25 protein-coding genes are annotated in these 22,591 nt (G+C 72.4%); 10 read left to right on the top strand and 15 right to left on the bottom strand.

What is annotated here, in order from left to right; genetic code table 11:
• Positions 1-106 precede the first annotated feature (106 nt).
• The 5 genes from DPM19_RS30635 to DPM19_RS30615 form a co-directional block, all read right to left on the bottom strand.
• Positions 107-340 (bottom strand): hypothetical protein, encoded by a 234-nt coding sequence (locus DPM19_RS30635; protein ID WP_111871571.1) that lies wholly within the window; start codon positions 338-340, stop codon positions 107-109.
• A 119-nt stretch (positions 341-459) separates the two neighbouring features.
• Positions 460-1,335, bottom strand: coding sequence for a 23S rRNA (guanosine(2251)-2'-O)-methyltransferase RlmB (gene rlmB / locus DPM19_RS30630; protein WP_111871570.1), 876 nt, complete (start codon positions 1,333-1,335; stop codon positions 460-462).
• A gap of 84 nt (positions 1,336-1,419) precedes the next feature.
• The gene (cysS, locus tag DPM19_RS30625) at positions 1,420-2,823 is read right to left on the bottom strand and encodes a cysteine--tRNA ligase (protein WP_111871569.1); all 1,404 of its coding nucleotides are present in this window, start codon (positions 2,821-2,823) and stop codon (positions 1,420-1,422) included.
• Positions 2,820-3,641: a DUF6585 family protein gene (locus tag DPM19_RS30620; RefSeq protein WP_146779056.1), complete on the bottom strand. Its 822-nt coding sequence runs from the start codon at positions 3,639-3,641 to the stop codon at positions 2,820-2,822. The genes cysS and DPM19_RS30620 overlap by 4 nt, the downstream gene beginning before the upstream one ends.
• A 46-nt stretch (positions 3,642-3,687) precedes the next feature.
• Positions 3,688-4,854 carry a homogentisate 1,2-dioxygenase gene (locus DPM19_RS30615; RefSeq protein ID WP_111871567.1) on the bottom strand — a complete coding sequence of 389 codons (1,167 nt, stop codon included), beginning with the start codon at positions 4,852-4,854 and terminating at the stop codon, positions 3,688-3,690.
• A 158-nt stretch (positions 4,855-5,012) separates the two neighbouring features.
• Here DPM19_RS30615 and DPM19_RS30610 point away from each other — a divergent pair, with 158 nt between their 5' ends.
• Positions 5,013-6,206, top strand: a complete 1,194-nt coding sequence (locus DPM19_RS30610) for a DUF2637 domain-containing protein (RefSeq protein WP_111871566.1) — start codon at positions 5,013-5,015, stop codon at positions 6,204-6,206.
• 239 nt (positions 6,207-6,445) lie between these two features.
• On the opposite strand, the gene ispF is transcribed toward DPM19_RS30610, so the two are convergent.
• The gene (gene ispF / locus DPM19_RS30605; RefSeq protein WP_199485367.1) at positions 6,446-6,916 is read right to left on the bottom strand and encodes a 2-C-methyl-D-erythritol 2,4-cyclodiphosphate synthase; all 471 of its coding nucleotides are present in this window, start codon (positions 6,914-6,916) and stop codon (positions 6,446-6,448) included.
• A 26-nt stretch (positions 6,917-6,942) separates the two neighbouring features.
• Positions 6,943-7,425: a CarD family transcriptional regulator gene (locus DPM19_RS30600; RefSeq protein WP_111871564.1), complete on the bottom strand. Its 483-nt coding sequence runs from the start codon at positions 7,423-7,425 to the stop codon at positions 6,943-6,945.
• A 405-nt stretch (positions 7,426-7,830) separates the two neighbouring features.
• Between DPM19_RS30600 and DPM19_RS30595 the strand changes: the two genes are divergently transcribed.
• A complete protein-coding gene (locus DPM19_RS30595; protein WP_111871563.1) occupies positions 7,831-8,580 on the top strand; it encodes a hypothetical protein in 750 nt (249 codons plus the stop codon).
• 118 nt (positions 8,581-8,698) lie between these two features.
• A complete protein-coding gene (locus DPM19_RS30590; protein WP_146779055.1) occupies positions 8,699-9,595 on the top strand; it encodes a hypothetical protein in 897 nt (298 codons plus the stop codon).
• A 45-nt stretch (positions 9,596-9,640) separates the two neighbouring features.
• Here DPM19_RS30590 and DPM19_RS30585 read toward each other — a convergent pair whose 3' ends face one another.
• Both DPM19_RS30585 and DPM19_RS30580 read right to left on the bottom strand, forming a co-directional pair.
• On the bottom strand, positions 9,641-10,321 hold the full coding sequence (locus DPM19_RS30585) for a response regulator transcription factor (RefSeq protein ID WP_111871561.1): 681 nt from the start codon (positions 10,319-10,321) through the stop codon (positions 9,641-9,643).
• Positions 10,318-11,520 carry a sensor histidine kinase gene (locus tag DPM19_RS30580; RefSeq protein WP_111871560.1) on the bottom strand — a complete coding sequence of 401 codons (1,203 nt, stop codon included), beginning with the start codon at positions 11,518-11,520 and terminating at the stop codon, positions 10,318-10,320. The genes DPM19_RS30585 and DPM19_RS30580 overlap by 4 nt, the downstream gene beginning before the upstream one ends.
• Before the next feature lie 167 nt (positions 11,521-11,687).
• Between DPM19_RS30580 and phoU the strand changes: the two genes are divergently transcribed.
• Complete coding sequence (phoU, locus tag DPM19_RS30575) at positions 11,688-12,344, top strand: phosphate signaling complex protein PhoU (protein WP_111871559.1); 657 nt, start codon at positions 11,688-11,690, stop codon at positions 12,342-12,344.
• Between the two features lie 54 nt (positions 12,345-12,398).
• Here the strand turns inward: phoU and DPM19_RS30570 are convergent, their stop codons facing one another.
• From DPM19_RS30570 to mshA, 3 genes are read right to left on the bottom strand one after another with little or no spacing between them, the layout of a single operon-like run.
• A complete protein-coding gene (locus DPM19_RS30570; RefSeq protein WP_111871558.1) occupies positions 12,399-13,175 on the bottom strand; it encodes a phosphoglyceromutase in 777 nt (258 codons plus the stop codon).
• Positions 13,176-13,209: 34 nt separating this feature from the next.
• Entirely contained in the window at positions 13,210-13,701 is a 492-nt protein-coding gene (locus DPM19_RS30565; protein WP_111871557.1) for a type III secretion system chaperone family protein, read from the bottom strand.
• Positions 13,698-14,957, bottom strand: a complete 1,260-nt coding sequence (mshA, locus tag DPM19_RS30560) for a D-inositol-3-phosphate glycosyltransferase (RefSeq protein ID WP_111871556.1) — start codon at positions 14,955-14,957, stop codon at positions 13,698-13,700. Before mshA ends, DPM19_RS30565 begins: the two co-directional genes overlap by 4 nt.
• Before the next feature lie 116 nt (positions 14,958-15,073).
• Here mshA and DPM19_RS30555 point away from each other — a divergent pair, with 116 nt between their 5' ends.
• Positions 15,074-15,847, top strand: a complete 774-nt coding sequence (locus DPM19_RS30555) for an SDR family NAD(P)-dependent oxidoreductase (protein ID WP_199485366.1) — start codon at positions 15,074-15,076, stop codon at positions 15,845-15,847.
• Between the two features lie 30 nt (positions 15,848-15,877).
• Here DPM19_RS30555 and DPM19_RS30550 read toward each other — a convergent pair whose 3' ends face one another.
• Together DPM19_RS30550 and DPM19_RS30545 are read right to left on the bottom strand one after the other, a co-directional pair.
• Positions 15,878-16,651, bottom strand: a complete 774-nt coding sequence (locus tag DPM19_RS30550) for a class I SAM-dependent methyltransferase (RefSeq protein WP_111871554.1) — start codon at positions 16,649-16,651, stop codon at positions 15,878-15,880.
• A gap of 91 nt (positions 16,652-16,742) precedes the next feature.
• Positions 16,743-17,258, bottom strand: coding sequence for an O-acetyl-ADP-ribose deacetylase (locus DPM19_RS30545; protein ID WP_111871553.1), 516 nt, complete (start codon positions 17,256-17,258; stop codon positions 16,743-16,745).
• Between the two features lie 182 nt (positions 17,259-17,440).
• On the opposite strand from DPM19_RS30545, the gene DPM19_RS30540 reads away from it, so the two are divergent.
• The 3 genes from DPM19_RS30540 (at position 17,441) to DPM19_RS30530 (ending at position 20,637) form a co-directional block, all read left to right on the top strand.
• The gene (locus DPM19_RS30540; protein WP_199485365.1) at positions 17,441-18,880 is read left to right on the top strand and encodes an MFS transporter; all 1,440 of its coding nucleotides are present in this window, start codon (positions 17,441-17,443) and stop codon (positions 18,878-18,880) included.
• A 387-nt stretch (positions 18,881-19,267) separates the two neighbouring features.
• Positions 19,268-20,446: a cytochrome P450 gene (locus DPM19_RS30535; protein WP_111871551.1), complete on the top strand. Its 1,179-nt coding sequence runs from the start codon at positions 19,268-19,270 to the stop codon at positions 20,444-20,446.
• Positions 20,446-20,637, top strand: coding sequence for a ferredoxin (locus tag DPM19_RS30530; protein WP_111871550.1), 192 nt, complete (start codon positions 20,446-20,448; stop codon positions 20,635-20,637). Before DPM19_RS30535 ends, DPM19_RS30530 begins: the two co-directional genes overlap by 1 nt.
• Here DPM19_RS30530 and DPM19_RS30525 read toward each other — a convergent pair.
• Complete coding sequence (locus DPM19_RS30525) at positions 20,621-21,718, bottom strand: winged helix DNA-binding domain-containing protein (RefSeq protein ID WP_233510961.1); 1,098 nt, start codon at positions 21,716-21,718, stop codon at positions 20,621-20,623. The genes DPM19_RS30530 and DPM19_RS30525 overlap by 17 nt on opposite strands.
• 102 nt (positions 21,719-21,820) lie before the next feature.
• Here DPM19_RS30525 and DPM19_RS30520 point away from each other — a divergent pair, with 102 nt between their 5' ends.
• Entirely contained in the window at positions 21,821-22,084 is a 264-nt protein-coding gene (locus DPM19_RS30520) for a helix-turn-helix transcriptional regulator (RefSeq protein ID WP_111871548.1), read from the top strand.
• Complete coding sequence (locus tag DPM19_RS30515; RefSeq protein WP_111871547.1) at positions 22,081-22,590, top strand: hypothetical protein; 510 nt, start codon at positions 22,081-22,083, stop codon at positions 22,588-22,590. The genes DPM19_RS30520 and DPM19_RS30515 overlap by 4 nt, the downstream gene beginning before the upstream one ends.
• Position 22,591: the final 1 nt, after the last annotated feature.

The following is a 22,591-nucleotide window of genomic DNA, read 5'->3' as shown; positions in this document are numbered from 1 at the left end:
ATCGCGCATCGGCCATCGCGCTGATCCCCGGACCCCGACCTCAGGGCTACCCCTCCGGCCCGCCCTGCTACCCGCGGCGGAGGAGCCGTCCGCCGTCGGGACGAGCTCAGCCCGGAGTCACGCCGTGCCGGTGCCGCAGATGGTCGGCCAGCCCCCTGGTGGCGCCGACCTCCCGGAACCAGGTGCCGTCGCTCTCACCGCAGGTGGGGCACTCCCAGTAGTACTCGCCGTTGCGCTGCTGCACGGCGGGCTCGATGTGGGCCTCGGTGAGGTGCCCCGCATCGGCGGTCTGGTGACCGCACAGGACGCAGGGAGCGAACTGCTCCGTGGAAAGGGTCATGACGCCGCCTCTCGGTCAGTGGACGGACACGACTGCGGTTACCGATGATGGCCGGTCTGAAACGTTCCCGTGGCCGGATTCCCGACATCGGTCCAGGTCTCGGCTCCGGCGCCCCGACCTCAGCTCCGGCGCTGGGCGATCTCGTAGAGCGCGATGCCCGCCGCCACCCCGGCGTTCAGGGACTCGGCGCGCTCGCCCATCGGGATGCGCACCAGCATGTCGCAGGTCTCGCCGACCAGGCGGCCCAGCCCCTTGCCCTCCGAGCCGACCACCAGCACGAACGGGCCGTCGGCGGCCTCCAGCTCGGCCGTGGTGACGGTGCCCCGGGCGTCCAGTCCGGCGACGAAACAGCCGGCCTGCTGGTAGGACTTGAGCTGCCGGGCCAGGTTGGTGGCGCGGGCCACCGGCAGCGTCGCGAGGGTGCCCGCCGACGCCTTCCACGTGCCCGCAGTGACCCCGGCGGCGCGGCGCTCGGGCACCACCACCCCGGTGGCGCCGAAGGCCGCAGCCGAGCGCACGATGGCGCCCAGGTTGCGCGGGTCGGTGATGCCGTCGGCGGCCACGATCAGCGTGGCGGGGCCGGCCAGCAGGTCGTCGGGATGGGCGTACTTGTAGGGCCGGACCTGGAGCGCGATCCCCTGGTGGACGGCCCCGTCGGTCAGCCGGTCGAGCTCGGGCCGGCCCGCCTCCAGCAGCGGGATGCGCCGGTCGCCGGCGATCTGGATCGCCTCCCGGACCCGCTCGTCGGAGTCGGACGTCACGTACAGCGCGCTGCCGGGGACGCCCGCGCGCAGCGCCTCCACCACGGGGTTGCGGCCGGTCACCAGCTCGGGCGCGTCGGGCGCCCGGCGGGCCGGGGTGCGCGGCGCGGCGCCCTCGCCCCCGGGCCGGCGGGCGGCCGGCTTGGCGGACCGCGCCGCCTGGCGCTTGCCGTACCAGTGCCGGTCTTCGGCCTTCGGGGTGAAATCGGGGCCCTTCTTACGACGCTTGGCCATCTGTCCTTGTCCTTCTGGGTTCGCAGGGCCGCACGCCCCGAACAACCCGTCAACCCTATGCGGCCCGGAGGACCGCGCCGGCCGTCACGGGCGGCCGGACTTGAGTTCCCAGCGAGGACCCTGCGGGGTGTCCTCGACGACGATGCCGGCGGCGGTGAGGCCGTCGCGGATGGCGTCCGCCGCGGCGTAGTCCTTGCGCGCCCGGGCGGCCTGCCGCTGCTCCAGCGCCACCGAGACCAGCGCGTCGACCACCGGGTACAGGTCGTCGCCGCCGGTCCGGCTCCACCCGTCCGACAGCGGGTCGAGGCCGAGCACCCCGGTCATCGCGCGGACCGCCGCCAGCCGGTCGCGGGCCGCCGCCGCGTCGCCGGCGGCCAGCGCCCCGTTGCCCTCGCGCACGGTCTCGTGCACCACGGCGATCGCCTGGGGGACGCCCAGGTCGTCGTCCATCGCCGCGGTGAAGGCCGCGGGCAGGTCGGCGGCGGGTTCGGTCTCACCGACCACCTCGGCGGCGCGGACGGCGAAGCCCTCGATCCGCTGGTAGGCGGCGACCGCCTCGGCCAGCGCCACATCGGTGTAGTCCATCAGCGAGCGGTAGTGCGCGGACCCTAGGTAGTAGCGCACCTCGACCGGGCGGGCCTTGCCGAGCAGGTCGGGCAGCGTCACCACATTGCCGATCGACTTGCTCATCTTCTCGCCGTCCACGGTGAGCAGCCCGTTGTGCAGCCAGTAGCGGGCGAACCCGTCGCCCGCCGCCTGCGACTGGGCGATCTCGTTCTCGTGGTGCGGGAAGATCAGGTCCACCCCGCCGCCGTGGATGTCGAACTCCGCGCCGAGGTAGCGGCCGGCCATCGCCGAGCACTCCAGGTGCCAGCCGGGCCGGCCCGGGCCCCAGGGCGTCTCCCAGGTGGGCTCGCCCGGCTTGGCGCCCTTCCACAGCGCGAAGTCGCGCGGGTCGCGCTTAGCCTGACCGCCGGGATTGTCGCCGGGGTCGCGCATGTTCTCCAGCCGCTGGTTGGACAGCGCGCCGTAGCGGTCGGCCCAGGAGGTCACGTCGAAGTAGACGTCGCCGGCGGAGGCGTACGCGTGCCCGGCGTCGATCAGCCGCCGCATCAGCGTGATCATCTCGGTGACGTGGCCGGTGGCCCGGGGCTCGACGGTGGGCGGCAGGCAGCCCAGCAGGTCGTAGCCCTGGTTGAAGACGCGCTGGTTGGCCTCGGCCACCGCGAACCACGGGACGTCCTGGCCGGCCGCCACCGTGATGATCTTGTCGTCGATGTCGGTGACGTTGCGGACGAAGGTCACCTCGTGCCCGGACCGCAGCAGCCAGCGGTGCACGAGGTCGTAGACGACGCCCGAGCGGAGGTGGCCGATGTGCGGTGCGGCCTGCGGCGTCGCACCACACACGTACATCCCGACCCGGCCCGGTGTCAGGGGCTCGAACGGACGGATCGTACGGGTACCGGTGTCGTAGAAACGCAGGCTCACACGTCAAGGCTATTGGATCCGGACACGCCACCCGAGCCGAACGCGCTGTGCGGCCGCCTGGCCGCGTCCCGGGCCCCGCAGCACAGTTCCGCGAAGGCGACGGCGTTGGGCATCCCGCCGGCCAGCGCGCTCGGCCCGGGAGCGCCGTCGGCGCGCCGGACGAACACCATGCCGTTGTCGATCCCGACCTCGCCGACCTCGGACCAGGGGACCCGCTCGCCCTCCTTCTCCACCCCGTCCCGGTCGACGGCGAACGGCCCGACCGTGACGCGCTCGCCGCCCTCGACCGCCGCCAGCAGGCGCGGGACGGTCCGGCGGGTCACCTCGCCCGTCACGATTTCGCCGAACTCCCGGGCGCCGGGCAGTTCTCGGCCGAAGGACACCCGGTGGCCGTCCGCGCGGGCGACCGTGAACCGCCAGTCGGTGCGCCGGTGTGCGGCGCTCCGCCGCACCCCGGACACGGTCACCGACAGCAGCGCGTTCCACGGGCAGACCTCGGCGGACTTCCCCGCCGTGTGCACGAAGCCGTGCTCGAACAGGTGGAACGCCCGGCCCCGGCCGCGCAGCCCGCCCGCGCGCAGGATCCAGCCGGTGCCGGCGAGGTAGCCGATCGCCAGCACCACTCCCGTGCCGCCCAGCCAGTACCAGCCGTCCACCAGGTAGAGGATGCTCGACAGGACCAGCAGCACCCCGGCGGTGCCCAGCAGCACCAGCCAGGTCACCGCCCGGCGGTAGGCGGGCCCGCCGTCGTAGGCGCGGACGGGCTCGCCCAGCCCTCGATTCTCTGCAAGGTCCAGAACGCGCTGTGGAAAAGGCACGAATGTCCGGATACCCCGGCTGGCCGCAGAGAATCTTGATTAATCGCTACTTCGCCCAACTCCAGGCGTAATCGGAGTCCTCGCAACCGAGCGCCGCCGGGCCGAGATGCAACGGCCGGAAGGTGTCGATCATCACCGCGGTCTCGTCGGTGCTGGTGTGCCCCCGGTCCATCGCCGCGATGGCGGCCTCGGCCGCACCCGGCTGCGGGCCGTGCGTGAACCCGGCCGGGTGCAGGGAGATCGACCCCACGCCGATCCCGGAGCCCTTACGCGCGGTGTAGTCGCCGCCCGCGTAGAACATCACCTCGTCGGAATCGACGTTGTGGTGGTTGTAGGGCACCGGCACCGCCTGGTCGTGGAAGTCCAGCGGGCGCGGGCAGAACGAGCAGATCACGAAGTTCGGGCCCTCGAAGGTCTGGTGCACCGGCGGCGGCGCGTGGGTGCGCTTCACGATCGGCTCGAAGTCGCGGATGTTGAACGCGTACGGGTACAGGCAGCCGTCCCAGCCGACCACGTCGAACGGGTGGTGCTGGTAGGTCAGCCGCGACAGCCCCGCCCGGGTGCGCACCAGGACCGGAACGTGCTCGCCCCGCTCCCGCAGCGGCTCGGCGGGCGCGCGCAGATCCCGCTCGCTGTAGGGGGCGTGCTCCAGGAACTGCCCGTACTTGGACAGGTAGCGCCCCGGCGGCCGGATGTGCCCGCGCGCCTCGATCACCAGCGCGCGCAGCGTGCCGTCCGGCACCCAGCGGTGGACGGTGCCGGTCGGGATCACCAGGTAGTCGCCCTCGGCGACGTCCAGCGCACCGTAGACCGACTCGAACCGGGCCGACCCCTCCTGCACGTACACGACCTCGTCGCCCACCGAGTTGCGGTACAGCTCGCTCGTCTCGCCGGTGAGCGCGAACGAGATGCGCACGTCCTCGTTGCCGAACAGCACCTGCCGGCCCAGCACGAGATCGCCGCCCGGCGACAGCTCCTGGGTGCGGTAGGCGCGCGGCCGGAGCGGGTGGTTGGGCGTCAGCGTCGCCGGCGACGTGGTGACGCCCTCGCTCTTCACGATCGCCGTAGGCGGGTGCTCGTGGTACAGCAGGGAGGAGTCGGACGAGAACCCTTCCTCGCCCATCAGCTCCTCCGCGTACAGCCCGCCGTCTGGACGGTGGAACCGCACATGTCGTTTGCGGGGCACCTCGCCCACAACCCGGTAGAACGGCATCGTCGCCTCCTGTTCGGGACCTCTTCTTAACCGTACGTCGACCTCAACGCGGGGTGATATGCCACGACACGCCGCATGGCCGCGGAGTGCATGGTGCACGATGATCGCGGACAAGATATGGGGAGACTCCCCCGTCCCGCCCCCCGAGATGAGCCCGGATGAGTACCAACCCGCAGGCAGGCCGGCGTTCCCGGCTGCTCACCGTGTCCGCCGGTCTCGGCGTCGCCGTCCTCGCCGGCGCCACCTACGTGCTGACCTACGACGACCTCCGGACGCTCGCCATCGAGGGCGGTGCGGCCCGCCGCTGGGCCCCCGCATACCCGATCATGGTGGATGCGCTGATCACCGTCACCATCGGCTCCCTCGTAGTCGCCTGGCGGGCCCGCTGGTGGTCGCGCTGGATCCGCTGGGTGCTGCTCCTGGCGCTGCTCGGCGGGACCGGTGCGGCCAGCGTGCAGCGCGCGCTGCACGGGTACGGGTCGCTGCCGGACGAGCCGCTGCGGGCCGGGGTGGCCGGGGCGCCGCACGCGATGCTCGTCATCGCGGTCTGGCTGTGGCTGAGCATGTTCCGGCTCGCCCGCCGCCCGGCCGCGGAGCCCCCTCCGGCCGAGGAACCCGGCGACCTGATCCCCGGCCTGCCCGAACGGGAGCCCGAACCGCGCGTTCCCGCCCCCCGCGAGCCCGCCGAGGACGACAGCACCACGACCCCGCCGACCCCGTACTCGATCGTGCCCGACCTCTACGACGCCCCCGCCACCCGGCCCGACCACGAGGAGCCCCGCCGGCCGGGCAGGACAGACACCGACGGGGACGACGAGCCCCGCGCGGCGGGCAGGACGGGCACAGACTGGGACGACGTCCTCGGCCTGAGCCCCGACCCCTCGGCTACCCGCTGGGACGACCTGCCCGGCACGGACGAGCCGGCGAAGCCGGCCCGTGCCGCGGGCGGCGCGGGCGGCGCGGGCGGCTCAGGCGGCTCAGGTGGCTCGAAGAGCGAGGATGACGAGGGGTGGCGGCCGCTGACCGGCCAGGACGCCTGGCTGGACCCCGCGGAGCCAACCGCTCCCGAGGAGCCGCCGATTCCCGAGCGCAGGGCCGACCTCGCCCGCGACCCCCGGCCGGTGCCGCCCGCCAGCCTGCCGACCGATGTGGAACTGGTGCGGCGGCCGCAGCGTGGCCGGGGCTCGACCACACAGCCCGACATGGTGCTGCCCACCCTCTCCGACCCGGCCCTGGACGGCTCCGACCCCGACGGGGCGGCCGTGGACCGCGCCGAGGACCCGGACGGCGGCGACGACTCCACCCCGCCCTCCAGCAAGTTCCGCAGCTCACCCACCCCGCCGCGCGACTGACCCGGACGCCTGGAGATCGGCTCGGCACGGTCGCCGACTCCCCGCGAGCCAGAAGGCAGGCAGGAGAACGCAGGCGACGGCGACAAGACTCGTTCCCCGACTCTCCGCGAGCCAGGAGGCGGACGGGGCAACGCCGGCGACGGCGGCAAGGCGGGGTCCCCGGCTCCCCATGGGCCAGGAGGCGGGCAGGACAGCACAGGGCAACGGCGGCTCAGCGCGGTCCGGGGCTTTCCCGCAGGTCAGGAGGCGGGCGGGAGGACCAGGGCGGTGGCGATGGCGGCGATGCCCTCGCCGCGGCCGGTGAGGCCGAGGCCGTCGGTGGTGGTGGCGGAGAGGCTCACCGGGGCGCCGCCGATCGCCTCGCCGAGTACCTTCTCGGCCTCGGCCCGCCGCTTGCCGATCTTCGGGCGGTTCCCGATCACCTGGATCGCGACGTTGCCGATCGTCCAGCCGTCGGCGTCGAGCAGGCGGGCCACCTCGCGGAGGAGGTCGGTGCCGGAGGCTCCGGACCAGCGCGGGTCGGCGGTGCCGAAGACGGCGCCCAGGTCGCCCAGCCCGGCGGCGGACAGCAGGGCGTCGCAGGCCGCGTGTGCCGCGACGTCGCCGTCGGAGTGCCCGGCCGGGCCGTCGCCCTCGCCGGGCCAGAGCAGACCGGCCACCCAGAGCGGGCGACCGGAAGCGAACGGGTGGACGTCGGTTCCGACGCCCACCCGTGGAATTCTCGTGTCCACTCGCTTCAGCCGGTCAGAACCTCGTCGAGCAAGGCCTCGGCCTTGTCCTCGTTGGTCTTCTCGGCCAGCGCGAGTTCGCTGACCAGTATCTGCCGGGCCTTGGCCAGCATGCGCTTCTCTCCGGCCGACAGGCCGCGCTCTTTGTCGCGACGCCAAAGGTCACGGACGACCTCGGCGACCTTGTTGACGTCACCGGAGGCGAGCTTCTCCAAGTTCGCCTTGTAACGCCGGGACCAGTTGGTCGGTTCTTCGGTGTACGGTGCGCGAAGCACCTCGAAGACCTTCTCAAGACCTTCCTGGCCGACCACATCGCGGACGCCGACTTCCTCGACGTTCTCGACCGGGACACGTACTGTCAGGTCGCCCTTGTCGACCTTCAAGACCAGGTAGGTCTTTTCCTCACCCTTGATGGTGCGAGTCTCGATGTCTTCGATCCGAGCAGCCCCATGGTGGGGGTAGACGACGGTGTCGCCGACCGTGAAAGTCATGTGACAAGTACCCCTTCCGCTAGAAACAAGGGTAGCACGCGCCGCACGGTGGCCGCACCGACGTTCCGTACATATGCGCAGGTCAGCCCCCTAATTGGGGTCTTGACAAAGTTGTCGATCGGTGCATCGAATGCCCTTTCGGACACTCCCTTGATAACGAAACACGATCGAAACGGTTCTGCAACAGCTCCGTTGGCGGCGCGTCGAAATCCGGCCGACGACCTTGGTGTGCCCGCTGCCGACCGGCCCGGAACCGGCCCATACTGGAGGTGAACCGTCGCATCGTCCGGGTACACCCCGAGGGCGGCGCGGCGGGTGCCGACGGGCGCCGCGAACGCGACGGCGCCGGACCGGCGGCCCGGCGGCGAGCGGCGATGTGGCATGAGCCGGCATGAGAGGTGCGGCGTGAGGCCTGACGGCGGCGACCCGGAGCGCGACGACTACGGGCTGCCCCATGTCGACGTGGTCATCCCCGACGATGCCCGCGAACTCGACCGCGAGGTGCTCGCCTACCGCAGAGAGGAACGCCGGCGCCGGCGGCAAGACCGGCTGCGCCGGGTGTTCGGCCCGTTCGCCCGGTTCGGCCTCGCCGCCCCGGCCCTGGCCATCGCGCTGCTGATCGCGGTGGCCGGCGGCGCCATCTTCGCCGCGCTCACCCCGCGCCCCTCGCCCCGGCCCACCGTCACCTCGACGCTCCGCGACCCCACGGCCCCGCCCGGCGGCATCGGCGGCCCGCTGCCCGCCGCCCAGGTCACGGTGGCCGGGCGCGCCCGGCCGGTGGGCGACGTCGCACCCGGAGTGATCATGATCGTGCCGCCCGACTGCCGGTGCGAGAACCTGGTGGCGGGTCTGGCCGGGCAGACCCGGCGGCTCAACCTGAAGTTCTGGCTGGCGGCCGACCGGCGATCGGGCTGGCCCGCCGGGAAGGCCGCCGCGGACCTGCGCGGCCTGGCCGGCCGCACACCGCCGGGGCAGGTCGTCGTGGTCGGCGACGAGCGCAACGTGCTGGCCGCGACGTACCGTCCGGTTCCCGGTGCCGCCCCGAGTGCCGTCCTCGTGCACACCGATGCCGTGGTGGGCGCCGTCATCACCCCGACCGCGGACTCCGTCCTGACCGAGCGCCTCCGCTCATTGACCCGGCCCAGCCGGCCCTGAGCGCGACGAGTCGGGGACCCCGGGCGCGGGGGGCGCGGTGATCTCGCTACGCTTCACCTTTGGTGATCCCCGCGCGCCCGCGCGTGCTCTGGCCCCCGTTTCCGAGGAGATCGACGCCGTGATCCGCAACAGCCGCCGAATGGTCGTGCTCGCCGTCGCGGGCGCCGTCGCCATGGCGCCGGTGATTTCCGGCTGCGGCGCCGGTGACACGCCCCAGTCCGCCATGCCCGACCGGCTCACCGAGGGCGTCAACGTCACGCTGCCCCAGGGCAAGATGCCCGCGCAGATGGCGGTGCGGAACCTGTTCGTCCTGGGCCCGCGGCCCGGCGAGACGTTCACCGCGGGCGCCAGCCTGCCGGTCTACGCCTCGCTGATCAACCAGGTCGCGGGGCGGCCCGACAGGCTGGTCTCGGTCTCCTCGCCCGCCTTCTCCGGCTTCCGGATCTCCGACGGCTCGGTCGCGCTGCCGCCCGCCACCCGGGTCGAGCTGACCGGCGGCACCGAGGCCGGCGCCGCGCCGACGCCCACCGAGCAGGGCGCCTCCCGCACTCCCGTCGCGCAGCGCGCCCCCCGCACGTCCGCCGCCTCGCCGCGCACGAACGTCCCAGACGCCTCCGGCTCGCCCTCGCCCGGCGCGACCTCTCCCTCGCCTTCGCCCGGCGCGGCCGGTGCGGTCGCGCCCGCTCCGCCGGCCGCCGCCGCGGGTGGGCCGCAGGTGGTCCTCACCGGCCTCAGCGGGGAACTGCGGGGCGGCGACTCGATCGAGCTGACGCTGCGCTTCGAGAAGTCCGGGTCCACCAAGGTCCTCGTCCCGGTGGTGCCGTGGCAGAAGGAGTACACCACCTACTCGCCCGTCCCGGGGGTGTCGGCCTCCGCCGCGCCGAGCCCGTCCACGCCGGCCCCCGGTCACGGAACCGAGGCCGGTCACGGAGCCGCCCCGAGCGACCCCGGGGCCACGCCGAGCGGGCCGGCGTCGCCCGGCGCCGGTGCGCCGCCGGCCGACGGCGGTCACTGACGCGATGCGCGGCCGGGGCGGCGGGTGCCGCCCCGGCTCAGGCGATCAGGGCTCGAACTTGTAGCCCAGGCCGCGGACGGTGACGATGTAGCGGGGCGCGGACGGCGCGGGCTCGATCTTGGCCCGCAGGCGCTTGATGTGGACGTCGAGGGTCTTGGTGTCGCCCACGTAGTCGGCGCCCCAGACCCGGTCGATGAGCTGCATCCGGGTCAGCACCCGGCCGGCGTTGCGCAGCAACACCTCCAGCAGCTCGAACTCCTTGAGCGGAAGCTGGACCGACGAGCCGCTCACGCTGACCACGTGACGTTCCACGTCCATCCGGACGGGGCCGGCCTCCAGGATGGCGGGGGCCAGTTCCTCGGTCTCGCCCTGGCGGCGCAGCACCGCCCGGATCCGGGCGATCAGCTCGCGGGTGGAGAACGGCTTGGTGACGTAGTCGTCGGCGCCGAGCTCCAGCCCGACGACCTTGTCCACCTCGCTGTCCTTGGCGGTCAGCATGATCACCGGCACGTTGGACTTGGCCCGCAGTTCGCGGCAGACCTCGGTACCGGGCAGGCCGGGCAGCATCAGGTCGAGCAGCACCAGGTCGGCGCCGTTCCGCTCGAAGATCTCCAGCGCGTCGGGGCCGGTGGCCGCGACCGCGACCTCGAACCCTTCCTTGCGCAGGTTGTACGACAGTGCGTCGCTGAACGACTCCTCGTCTTCCACGACGAGCACGCGGGTCACGGTGTGGCCTCCCGTACGGTGTCTTTCCCCGATGCTGTGCTGCTCTGGGGTTGGGGGGATGGGGGACTGAGCAGCGGAAGGCGCAGGGTGAAGGTGGAGCCGGATCCTTCCTTGCTCCACACCGTCACCTCGCCGCCGTGCTTGGTGGTGACGTGTTTGACGATGGCGAGGCCGAGCCCGGTGCCGCCGGTCCGGCGGGAACGGGCCGGATCGACCCGGTAGAAGCGCTCGAAGATGCGTTCCAGGTCCGACTCGGGGATACCGATCCCCTGGTCGGTGACGGTGATCTCCACGAACCCATCATCGGTCGTGCTGGTCATGATCACGACCCTGGTGTTCTCCGGACTGTAGGCGATGGCGTTGTCGACCAGGTTACGTAGCGCCGTGGTCAGCAACTCCTCGTCGCCGCGTACCCGAAGCCCTTCCTCGCCCGCGATGGTGAGCTCGATGTTCTTGGCGCTGGCCTTGATCTGGCAGCGGTCCAGCGACTCGGCGCACACCCCGTCCAGCGCCACGGGCCGCGGCTCGGACAGCGGCTCGGCGCCCTGCACGCGCGACAGCGTCATCAGGTCTTGGACGAGGTTGTTCAGCCGGACGGACTCCATCTGCATGCGCGCTGCGAACCTGCGCACCGCCTCGGGGTCGTCGGCGGCGCCCTCGACGGTCTCGGCGAGTAGCGACAGCGCGCCGACGGGGGTCTTGAGCTCGTGGCTGACGTTGGCCACGAAGTCGCGGCGGATCGCCTCCACCCGCCGCATTTCGGTCAGGTCCTCGGCGAGGACGAGCACCAGCCCGTTCGAGCCGAGCGGGGCGACCCGGACGGTGAACCAGCGCCCCTCGGCCCGGCTCCGGCGCGAGGAGCCCACCTGGACCTCGATCTCGCGGATCTCGCCGTCCCGCCGGACGAGGCTGGCCATGGCCAGCAGTTCGTCGACGACCAGCCGGTCGCCGCTGACCATTCCGAAGGCGCGCGCGGCCGAACTGGCGCGCAGCACCCGGTCCTCGGCGTCGACCACCACCGCCGACGAGCGCAGGACGCTCAGGACCGAGGCGATTCCGGCCGGGAGCGCGCTGGTCTGCGGAGCGGCGGGCCGCTCTGCCTGCTGGGCCCACTCGCTCACGCGCACCGCCAATCCGGTTGCCAGGCCGGTGGCGAGACCCACCAGTCCGGCCAGACCTGCGACGACCTCCACGTCCACACCACGGATCGTAAGCGGAGGTCAGCGTGCCACTGCACCAAGGCGGCATGAGAAGCTGGCACGTTCGTCCAAAGTTCACCTCCTTATCCGGGTCGGTTCACAACTGTCCGGCACACTCTGCACTGGACATCTGCGGGTTGCACCCGGCCGCGAACGAAGGACTCCCATTGCGCGACGCCTACCACGAGGAACTTGACGGTATTTCGGACAAGCTCGTCGAGATGACCCGGCTTGTTCGGTCCGCCATGGCCCGGGCCGTCACCGCCCTCCTCGATGCCGATCTCCGCCTCGCCGAAGAGGTCATCAGCGGGGACGAGCACGTCAACAAGATCGACGCCGAGATCGAGGAGACCGTCTTCGACCTCATGGCCCGGCAGCAGCCGGTCGCCGGCGACCTCCGCATGCTGATCACTTCGCTGCGGATGAGCGGCGACCTGGAGCGGATGGGCGACCTCGCCGTGCACCTGGCCAAGACGGCCCGGCGCCGGCATCCCGAATCGGCCGTCCCGCCCGAGCTGCAGGCCCTGGTCCTGGAGATGGGCCAGATCGCCGAGCGGATGATCGCCAAGGCGGGCAGCGTGGTGGCCTCCCGCGACGTCGACATGGGCCTGGAGCTCGACGCCGACGACGACGCGATGGACCGGCTGCACCGCAAGCTGTTCGACCGCATGCTGTCGCCCAAGTGGAAGTACGGCGTCGAACCCGCCGTGGACATCTCGCTGGCCGGCCGCTACTTCGAGCGCTTCGCCGACCACGCCGTCCACGTGGCGGAGAACGTGGTGTACCTGGTCACCGGGCAGCGTGCCGAGGAGATCCAGGACTAGGAAGCCAGGATCGGAGCGGGGGCCGGGCGCACGCCCGGCCCCCGCTTTCGTCGGCTACTTCCTCTTCTTGCCGGCGCCCTGGTTTTTGGCGGCACCCTGGTTCTTGACGGCCTCGATGGCGGCCTTGGCGGCCTTGGGGTCGAGGTACTCGCCGCCGCGCTTGAGCGGGGCGAAGTCGTCGTCGAGCTCGTAGACCAGCGGGATGCCGGTGGGGATGTTGAGCTCGGCGATCGCCTCGTCGGAGATGTCGTCGAGGTGCTTGACCAGGGCACGGAGCGAGTTGCCGTGGGCGACGATCAGCACGGTGCGGTCGGCGGCCAGGTCGGGGACGATCGAGTCGTACCAGTAGGGCAGCATCCGGTCGACCACGTCGGCCAGGCACTCGGTGCGCGGGATCAGCTCGGACGGCAGGCCGGCGTAACGCAGCTCGTTCACCTGCGACAGCGAGTCGTCGTCGGCGATGGGCGGCGGCGGGATGTCATAGGAGCGGCGCCAGACCTTGAACTGCTCCTCGCCGAACTTCTCGCGCGTCTGGGCCTTGTTCTTGCCCTGCAGCGCGCCGTAGTGCCGCTCGTTCAGCCGCCATGACCGGCGCACCGGAAGCCACAGCAGGTCGGCCTCCTCCAGCGCGATGTTGGCCGTGCGGATCGCCCGCTTGAGCAGGGAGGTGTGCACGACGTCGGGCGTGATGTCGGCGTCCAGCAGCAGTTCGCCGCCCTTCGCCGCCTCGCTCTCGCCCTTGCCGGAGAGATCGACGTCCACCCACCCGGTGAACAGGCCCTCCGCGTTCCACACGCTTTCGCCATGCCGCAGCAAAACCAGGGTCGCCATGCGCACGAGCTTAACCCGGCCGGGGCGGCCGGGTTCAGCGGCGGTCGGGATCCGCGAAGGAGGCGAACGCTTGCAGGTTGGCCAGGCTCTCGCCGCGCTTGACCCGCCATTCCCACTCGCGCTGGATGGACGTCTTGAACCCCAGTTCCAGCGCCCGGTCGAAGTTCTCGTCGGAGTAGGTCAGCACGCAGCCCAGCAGCCGGTCCACCTCGTCGGGGGTGATCGAGCCCAGCGCCACCCGGCCGACGAGGTAGACGTCGCCGGTGGGGTCGAGGGTGAAGGCCACGCCGTACATCCGGCCGTTCTTCTCCAGCAGGAACCGGTAGAAGTCCGCGTGGTTCTCGTCCGGCTGCCGGCAGAAGAACGCCTCCACGTGCAGGCTGTGGTCGCCCACGATCAGCCAGGTCATCGTGGCGAGCTTGTGCTTGCCGGGCAGCTTGACGAAGAACGCCCCGGGGCGCGGGCACTCGTACTCCAGCTCCGCCTCGTCCAGGGTCTCCCGGATGACCTGTTCGGGCCCGCTCATGCGGGGATCTCGATTCGCTCCATCGCTTCGGTATACACCCCGAGCAGGCGGTCGACGGTCGTGTCCCAGCCGAACGCGCGGGCATGGCGCACCGCGCCGCGGGCGAGCCGGTCGCGCAGCCCGGGACGGGCCGCCAGGTCGTACAGCACGGCGGCGTAGTCGGCCGGATCGTGACCGGGGATCAGGATTCCCGAGCCGCCGTGGTCGACGGCGGTGCGCAGCCCGCCCACCGCGGCGGCCACCACCGGCGTGCCGCAGGCCTGGGACTCCACCGCGACCAGGCCGAACGACTCGCTGTAGGAGGGGACCACGGTCACGTCGGCGGCGCGGTACCAGTCGGCGAGCGCGGCCTGCGGGGCCGGCGGCTCGAACCGGACGACGTCGGCGACGCCCAGCGTGGTGGCGAGCTTCTGCAGTTCCTCGGGCCGGGAGCGGGCGGCGCCGCTGGGGCCGCCGACCACCGCGACGACCAGCCGTGATCGCAGCTCCGGATGGTCGGCGAGCATCCGGGCGGCGGCGCGCAGCAGCACGTCGGGCGCCTTGAGCGGCTGGATCCGGCCGACGAACAGCAGCACGTACGCGTCGCCGGGCAGCCGCAGCCGGCGCCGCACCTCGGCGGTGCCGGCCGGCCGGAACGTCGAGAGGTCGACCCCGGGGTTGACCGTGGCCACCCGGCGCGGGTCGGCGCCGTACAGGTCGGACAGCTGCCGGGCCTCCTCGGCGGTGTTGGCCACCAGCCGGTCGGCCGCCTCCACGACCTGCTGCTCGCCCAGCACCCGGCCGGCCGGCTCCGGGCTGTCGCCCGCGGCCAGCGCGGCGTTCTTCACCTTGGCCATGGTGTGCATCGAGTGCACCAGGGGGACGCCCCAGCGCCGCTTGACCGACAGCCCGGCCTGGCCGGACAGCCAGTAGTGGGTGTGCAGCAGGTCGTAGTACCCGGGGTCGTGCGCGGCCTCGGCGCGCAGCACGGCGGAGGTGAACCCGCACAGTTCGGCCGGCAGGTCCGTCTTGTCGAGGTCCTCGAACGGGCCGGCCTGCACGTGCCGCACCTGGACGCCGGGGACGAGTTCGGCCACCGGGGGCTGGTTCGCGGAGGTGGCCCGGGTGAAGACGTCCACCTCGATCCCGCGGGCGGCGAGCCGCCGGGCGACCTCGACGATGTAGACGTTCATGCCGCCCGCGTCGCCGGTTCCCGGCTGGTCGAGTGGCGACGTGTGAACGCTGATCGTGGCGACCCGCCTGATTTGGCGCGGCACAGGCACCACCTCCGGTAAAGGCAACCTATGGGTCGAGCGACGTGTTCCCCCGACATCTCCGACCACACGAGTACATGTGGGACATCCCTGCAGAAGGTACCTGTGAGAATGGAGGGGTGCGTAAGACGGCGTTGGTCACAGGAGCGAGCAGCGGCATCGGCGCGGCAACGGCCCGCCGGTTGGCCGCCGAGGGGTTCAACGTGGTGCTGGCGGCCCGCCGCAGGGACCGGCTGGACGCGCTGGCGGCGGAGATCGAACGGTCCGATCCGGCCGGCCGGCGCAACGGCGTGGCCGTCGTCCCCCTCGACGTGACCTCCCAGAAGTCGGTGGACGAGATGGCCGCGGCGGTCGGCGGCTGCCACGTGCTGGTCAACAACGCGGGCGGCGCGTTCGGTCTGGATCCGGTGGCGGAGGCGGACCCCGCCGAGTGGCAGGCGATGTACGACACCAACGTGCTCGGCCTGCTCCGGGTCACCAAGGCCCTGCTGCCCCGGCTGGTCGAAAGCGGGGCCGGCCATGTGGTCAACATCACGTCGCTGGCGGCCCACGTCCCGTACGAGGGCGGCGCGGGATACAACGCGGCCAAGCACGCCGCCGCGGCGGTCAACGAGGTGATGCGCCTGGAACTGGTCGACCGGCCGGTGCGGATCACCGAGGTCGCGCCCGGGCTGGTGAAGACCGAGGAGTTCTCGCTGGTGCGGTTCCACGGCGACGCGGCGCGGGCCGAGGCGGTCTACGCGGGGGTGCCCGAGCCGCTGGTCGCCGAGGACGTCGCCGACTGCGTCGCCTGGGCGGTCACCCGGCCGCCGCACGTGAACATCGACCGGATCGACGTCCAGCCCCGGGTGCAGGCGGCCCCCTACAAGATCCACAAAGAGCCGCCCCGCTGAGCGGCGGCTCCACCGGCCGGGGCGGGCGCTTTACGGGGCGACCGCGGACCAGGGCAGGGTGAGCTCGCCCAGGCGGCGCCTGCGGCGGGGGGTCCGGACGGGGTGGTCGGCCGCCAGGAGGGCCACCGTCTCGATCCAGCGGGCGCGGGCGCCGAAGACCGAGTGCGGGGCGGCGGTCGCCCAGCAGCGGTCGAGGGCGGCCAGCAGCGCGTGCACCCGCTCCCCGGGCACGTTCCGGTGGATCAGCGTCTTGGGCAGCCGCTCCGCCAGGTCCGAGGGGCGCGCCAGCGAGGCGAGGTGGGCGGCGAAGGTGATCGTCCGCGGCCCCTCGGGGCCGAGCGTCACCCAGCAGGCCCGGCGGCCGATCTCGTCGCAGGTGCCCTCGACCAGCGCCCCGTCGGGCGCCAGCCGGCCGCACAGGCCCGCCCAGGCCCGCCAGGCCGCCGCCTCGTCGTACTGCCGCAGCACGTTGAACGCCCGCACCAGCACCGGCGCCCGGTCCACCGGGAGCTCGAACCCGCCCGGCGCGAACGACAGCCCCGGCCGGGCCGCGGCGCGGGCGGCGGCGACCCGGGCCGGGTCGATCTCCAGCCCCACGACCTCGATGCCGGAGTGGACGGCGCGCAGCCGGGTGTGCAGCTCGACGGTGGTGATCGGGGAGGCGCCGTAACCGAGATCGACCACCAGCGGGCGGGCGGCGGAGCGCAGCCGGTGCCCGTGCACGTCGGCGATCCAGCGGTCGACCCGGCGCAGCCGGTTCGGCGCCGTGGTACCGCGGGTGATCTCCCCCTCGGGTCTGCGCACTCGGGCCACGGGACGAATCCTCCCGCATCCGCCCTGCTGAGCGCTCCCACCAGCTGATCCTTCAGCATCCGGGGCGCCTCCACGGGGAGGGTCAGCGGACGGTGGCCAGGGCCTGATCGAAGGCCGTGTAGACGTCCGGGGAGAACAGGACGAACCTGACCGCGGCGACCTGTGTCTGCGTCGCCGCCACCGTGCGGACGGCGATGCGCGCCGCGTCGTCCAGCGGCCAGCCGTAGATCCCGGCGGACACCGCGGGGAAGGACACCGTGCGCGCGCCGAGGTCGTCGGCCACCCGCAGCGACTCGCGGTAGCAGGAGGCCAGCAGTTCCGAGCGGTCTTCGAACTCCGAATACACCGGGCCGACCGTGTGGATCACCCAGCGGGCGGGCAGCAGACCGGCCGTGGTCGCCACCGCCTTGCCCGTCGGCAGCCCGCCGCCGTAGTGGGAGGCGCGCAGCCGCCGGCACTCGTCGAGGATCTCCGGGCCGCCGCGCCGGTGGATGGCCCCGTCCACCCCGCCGCCGCCCAGCAGCGACGAGTTGGCCGCGTTCACCACGGCGTCCACCCGCTCCTCGGTGATGTCGCCCTCGACCAGCACGATGCGCATTCCCTCAACCTATGCTCCGGGATGCCCGCACACCCGGTCTTTTTACGGGCTCGACCCGGTTGAGCTGGACCGTCACACGGATGTTCCGCTGAGACAGAAAAGTGCCTTCTTCCGCTCGACCTGCTCAGGAACAAATCATGGCTCCCGTAACAAATCGTGCACCATGGATTTCGGGAGCGACCATGTCCGACCTATCGCCTGGCCGCTCGCGCTGGGCGGCACTCACCGTCCTCTGCGCCGGCATGCTGATGATCATCCTGGACGGCAACATCGTCTCCGTCGCGCTGCCGGTCATCCAGCACGACCTCGGCTTCTCCCCCGCCGGCCTCGCCTGGACCGTCAACGCGTACATGATCCCGTTCGGCGGGCTGCTGTTGCTGGCGGGCCGGCTGGGTGACCTGCTCGGGCGCCGGCGGATGCTGCTGGCCGGGCTGGCGGTGTTCACCGGGGCCTCGCTGCTGTGCGGGCTGGCGTCCGGGCCGGAACTGCTGATCGCCGCCCGGTTCGTCCAGGGAGCCGGCGGGGCGATGGCCTCCGCGGTCAGCCTGGGCATGATCGTCACGCTGTTCACCGACCCTTGGGAGCGGGCGCGGGCGCTCGGCGCCTTCAGCTTCGTCGGCGCCGCCGGAGCCTCGATCGGCTCGGTGCTCGGCGGGGTGCTCACCGAGTCCTTCGGCTGGCATTCGATCTTCCTCATCAACCTGCCGATCGGGATCGCGGCCGTGGTCGGGGCGCTGCGCCTGCTGCCGGCCGACCGCGGGCTCGGCCTCGGCGCCGGCGCCGACGTGCTCGGCGGGGCGCTGGTCACCGCAGGGCTGATGCTGGCCGTCTACACGATCATCGAGTCGGGCGGGCGGAGCACGGGGCACACGCTGGGCTTCGGCGCGCTGTCGCTGGCGCTGCTGGCCGGGTTCGTCGCCCGGCAGGCGACCGCGCCCCGGCCGCTGCTGCCACTGCGGATGTTCGCCTCGCGCAACGTCTCGGGGGCCAACCTGGTGCAGATCCTGATGGTGGGCGCGATGTTCTCGTTCCAGTTCCTGGTCGTCCTCTACATGCAGCGGGTACTGGGCTACGACGCGAACAAGGCCGGGCTGGCGCTGCTGCCCGCCGCACTGGTCATCGGCGCCGTCACGCTGCTGCTCTCGGCCCGGCTGAACGCCCGGTTCGGGGAGCGGGCCGTGGTGCTGGCCGGGCTGGCGCTGCTGGCGCTGGGGCTGGCCCACCTGACCCGGCTGCCGGTGTCGGGCAGCTACCTGGTCGACCTGCTGCCGACGCTGCTGCTGGGCAGCGGCTTCGGCCTGGCGATCCCGGCGCTGACCGCGCTCGCCATGTCGGACGCCACCCAGGCGGACTCCGGGCTCGTCTCCGGGCTGTGCAACACCGCCCAGACGGTGGGCGGCGCGCTCGGCCTGGCGGTCCTGTCCACGCTGGCCGCCACCCGCACGGACGGGCTGCTGGCCGGGGGCACCACCGAGGCGGCGGCGCTGACCGGCGGCTACCGGCTCGCGTTCGGCGTCGGCGCGGCCCTGGTCGGCGCGGCCATACCGCTGGCCCTCCTCGCGCTCCGGGCCAGGTCCGCGCGGCGAACGAGCGAGGCGAAGGCGGTGGCAAGCACCGCCTGAGCCGAGGGAGTGAGCGGAGTGGGCCGTGAGGGACGAGCGGTCCGCGCAGCGAACGAGCGAGGTGAAGGCGCCAACCAGCACAGCCTGAGCCGAACGAGCAAAATGAAGGCGGCAACAGCATCGCCTGACCGGAAAGCCCGGTGGGGAGGAGTACCTTTCCACCGGGTTTCCCGTACCATCGAAACGGTTCCGGAACCGGCACTCGACCAACGATTCAGCCATTCCTGCGACCGCGATGCACTCCCACCTACAGGAACTAAAACACCAGCTCAATAACCGATTGAGCCAGAGATTAACCACCTGGGGAAGATATTCATCTGCCTCGCCGCCTCGGCTCCCGCCAAATAAAGTGCTTTTGCCGACACACTACGGCTGAGGAGCGGGGCGATGGACTTCATTCCCTATCCGACCAGGCGAACCCCCTTTCACCCCCCGGCCGAGTACGCGGCGTTACGGCAGGGGCCGCCCGTCCGGGTCACCCTGGCCGGCGGCGCGTCCCACTGGCTGGTGTCGCGCTACGAAGACGTGCGCGAGGTGCTCGCCGGCCCGTCCTTCAGCGCCGACGACCAGCACCCGAACTACGCCCGGCTGCTCCCGCTGCCCACCCCGCCCGGCATGCTGTCCTTCCTGCGGATGGACGACCCCGAGCACAACCGGCAGCGCCGGATGCTCACCTCGGAGTTCACCGTCCGCCGGGTCAACGCCATGCGGCCCGGCATCCAGCAGATCACCGACCGGCTGCTGGACGAACTGGCCGAGCACGGTCCCCCGGCCGACCTGATCGAGCGGTTCGCGCTGCCGCTGCCCTCGCTGGTCATCTGCCAGTTGCTCGGCGTGCCGTACGAGGACCACGACTTCTTCCAGGTCAACAGCCACGACGCCATCTCCACGGCGGTCACCCCGGAGCGGGCGGGGGAGGCGATGGGCGCGCTGGCCGAGTACATGGACAGGCTCACCGCCGAGAAGGAACGCAACCCGGGCGACGACCTGCTCAGCCGGGTCGCCGCGGCGCAGGTCGCCACCGGCCGGCTCGACCACGACGAGCTCGTCTCGATGGCCCGGCTGCTGCTCCTCGCGGGTCACGAGACAACGGCGAACATGCTGGGTCTGGGCACCCTCCTGCTGCTCCGGCACCCCGACCAGCTCGCCGCGCTCCGGGCCGACCCGTCGCTGGTCCGGCCAGCCGTGGAGGAACTGCTGCGCCACACGTCGATTGTCCACGAGGGGTTGTCGCGGGTGGCGACCGAGGAGGTCGTGCTCGGTGGTGTGACCATCCCGGCCGGCGACGCGGTCATCATCAACATCCCGTCGGCCAACCGGGACGAGCGGCGGTTCGCCGACCCCGACACGTTCGACATCGGGCGGGGGGACCGGCATCACATCGCCTTCGGCTTCGGCGCCCACCAGTGCATCGGGCAGACCCTGGCCCGGGTGGAGATGGAGATCGCCTTCACCGCCATGCTGGAGCGGTTTCCCGGGCTCGCCCTGGCCTGCGACGTCGAGGAGATCCCCTTCAGGTACGAGTCGGTCGTCTACGGGGTGGGCGCGCTACCGGTGACCTGGTGATGCGTGTCCGCATCGACCCCGAGCGGTGCCGCGGCGCGGGCCAGTGCGCCTTCACCGCCCCCGAGGTCTTCGACCAGGACGAGGACACCGGCCTGGTGGTGCTCCTGCTCGCGGAGCCCCCGGACACGGCGCGTCCCGCCGTGGAGCGCGCCGCGGCCGCGTGCCCCAACCGGGTCATCGACCTGCGCTGACCAGCACGGTGGGCTCGGCGCCGGGGTGCGCGGCGGCGAGCAGCGCGGTGGCCTCGGCGTGGATCGCCGCGCGGTCCGCCTCGGTGACGGGCCGGAAGAGGTCGACGGTCAGGGTGGCCGTGCCGCGGGCGGCCTTCATGTCCCACTTGCCGTGCACGAACCCGTCGACCAGGACGGTGGGACGGATGATCCCGTTCACCGTGAAGACCCGCCCGCGGTCGGCCTCGCTGATCACCCGGGCCCGGTCGGCGTGCGAGAGCAGCATGTTGTCGAAGCCCGCTACCAGGCGCACCGGGGCGGGGACGGTGGGGTCGGGCAGCGGGCCGTCCGGCACGTCGAACAGTTCGCGGCCGTGCTCGTCGCGGTAGGTGCGCAGTTCGGGCCGCAACCGCTCGACGACCTCGCCCAGCCCGGTCAGGCTGGACCACGTCTGCACGTCCTTGACGGTCGCCGGGCCGAAGGCGGCCAGGTAGCGGCGGACCAGTTCGGCCCGCGTCCCCTCGCCGGACAGCGGGCGGCCCAGCCAGGACTCGGCCGAGGTGTGCGCGGACTGCCCGGACCGGCCCCAGAGGCCGCGCGGCGGCACCTGCACCAGCGGCACCGTGGCCCGTACCGCCAGGACCAGCGCGCGGGGGTCGCTGTCCGGCCAGCGCCCGGCCAGCGCCTCGCCCAGCCGCTTGAAGGTCAGCGGTTCGGCCTCCACGGCGGCGCGGCCGGCCGCGGCGACCTCGGCCAGGTCGGCTCCGGTCAGGCCGGCGGTGCCGTGGGTGGCCCACAGGTTGCGGACGAGGAAGTCGTTCATCAGCGGGCGCAGCCGGAGGCAGTCGTCCCCGTCCACCAGGAAGATCGTGCCGCGTAGCAGCGCGACGCGGACGGCCTTCCGGTCGGTGATCAGTTCGGCGAGCTCGTCGAAGGAGAAGTCGGCCAGCCGGCTCCACAGCCCGACGTAGGGCGGGCCGGGCGCCTGCGACTGCAACCCCACCAGATGCCTGATCGCCTCCAGCGCCGGCAGGTGCCGGCGCTCCAGCAGCAGTTGCCGCTCCAGCAGCGCCCGGTTCAGCGCCCTGCGGTCCAGCACCATCGCCACGCCCGCTCCCTTCGCCGGGGCCATCCTCCACCACCCGTACGACATTTCGGAGGCCGGCCGTTGTCACTATCCCCCAGAATGTAGTACTTCTTATACATGAGCGAGCAGGTGCACAACAGGCTGGCGATGGTGCGCGCCGAGCGAAAGGTGTCCCGGCGGGATCTCGCCGCGGCCGTCGGCGCCCACTACCAGACGATCGGCTACATCGAGCGGGGCGAGTACAACCCCAGCCTGCACATGGCGCTGCGGATCGCCGAGTTCTTCGGCCTGCCGGTGGAGGCGCTGTTCTCCCTGGAGCCGTTCCGGCCGCTCACCGACGAGGACTACCGGCAGCAGTCAGCCGGGAAGGGAAGAGCATGAACACCACGCGCCCCTCCGCCTACGACCAGCGCATGCTCAAGATCATGAATGACCCGCGGGCACGCGCCCCGATCGCCACCCGGGCCCGGCGCCGGTCGCTGGTGCTCGTGAGCGTCCTGCTGAGCGTGGCCACCCTGGCGATATTCGTCCTGGCCCGCGGGCCCGTGCTGCTCCTGCTGGCGCTGGCGGTCCTGCTGCCGGCCTGGTGCGTGGTGACCGGCATGCTGAACGCCGCCACCCGGGGCCTGCTGGAGCTGCGCGCCCGGGTGCTGGACGAGCGGCAGCTCGCCGAGCGCGGCCGGGTCTGCACCCTCGCCCACCGCGCCTCCCTCGGCCTGCAGCTGGCCGCGCTGGCGATCAGCGGTGTCCACCTGCAGAGCGCGGCAAACCCGTCTGCCGGTCCGGTGGTCGGGCTCATGGTCGTGGTGCTGATGGCGCACTGGCTGCTGCCGCTGTGGACGGCGGCGTTCACCGCCCGGGACGAGCCCGAGCCGGACGACGAGTGAC

Origin of the sequence: Actinomadura craniellae, assembly GCF_003289645.1 — a bacterium.
GTDB lineage: Bacteria > Actinomycetota > Actinomycetes > Streptosporangiales > Streptosporangiaceae > Actinomadura_D > Actinomadura_D craniellae.
This window is presented reverse-complemented; position numbering and strand designations above follow the sequence as displayed.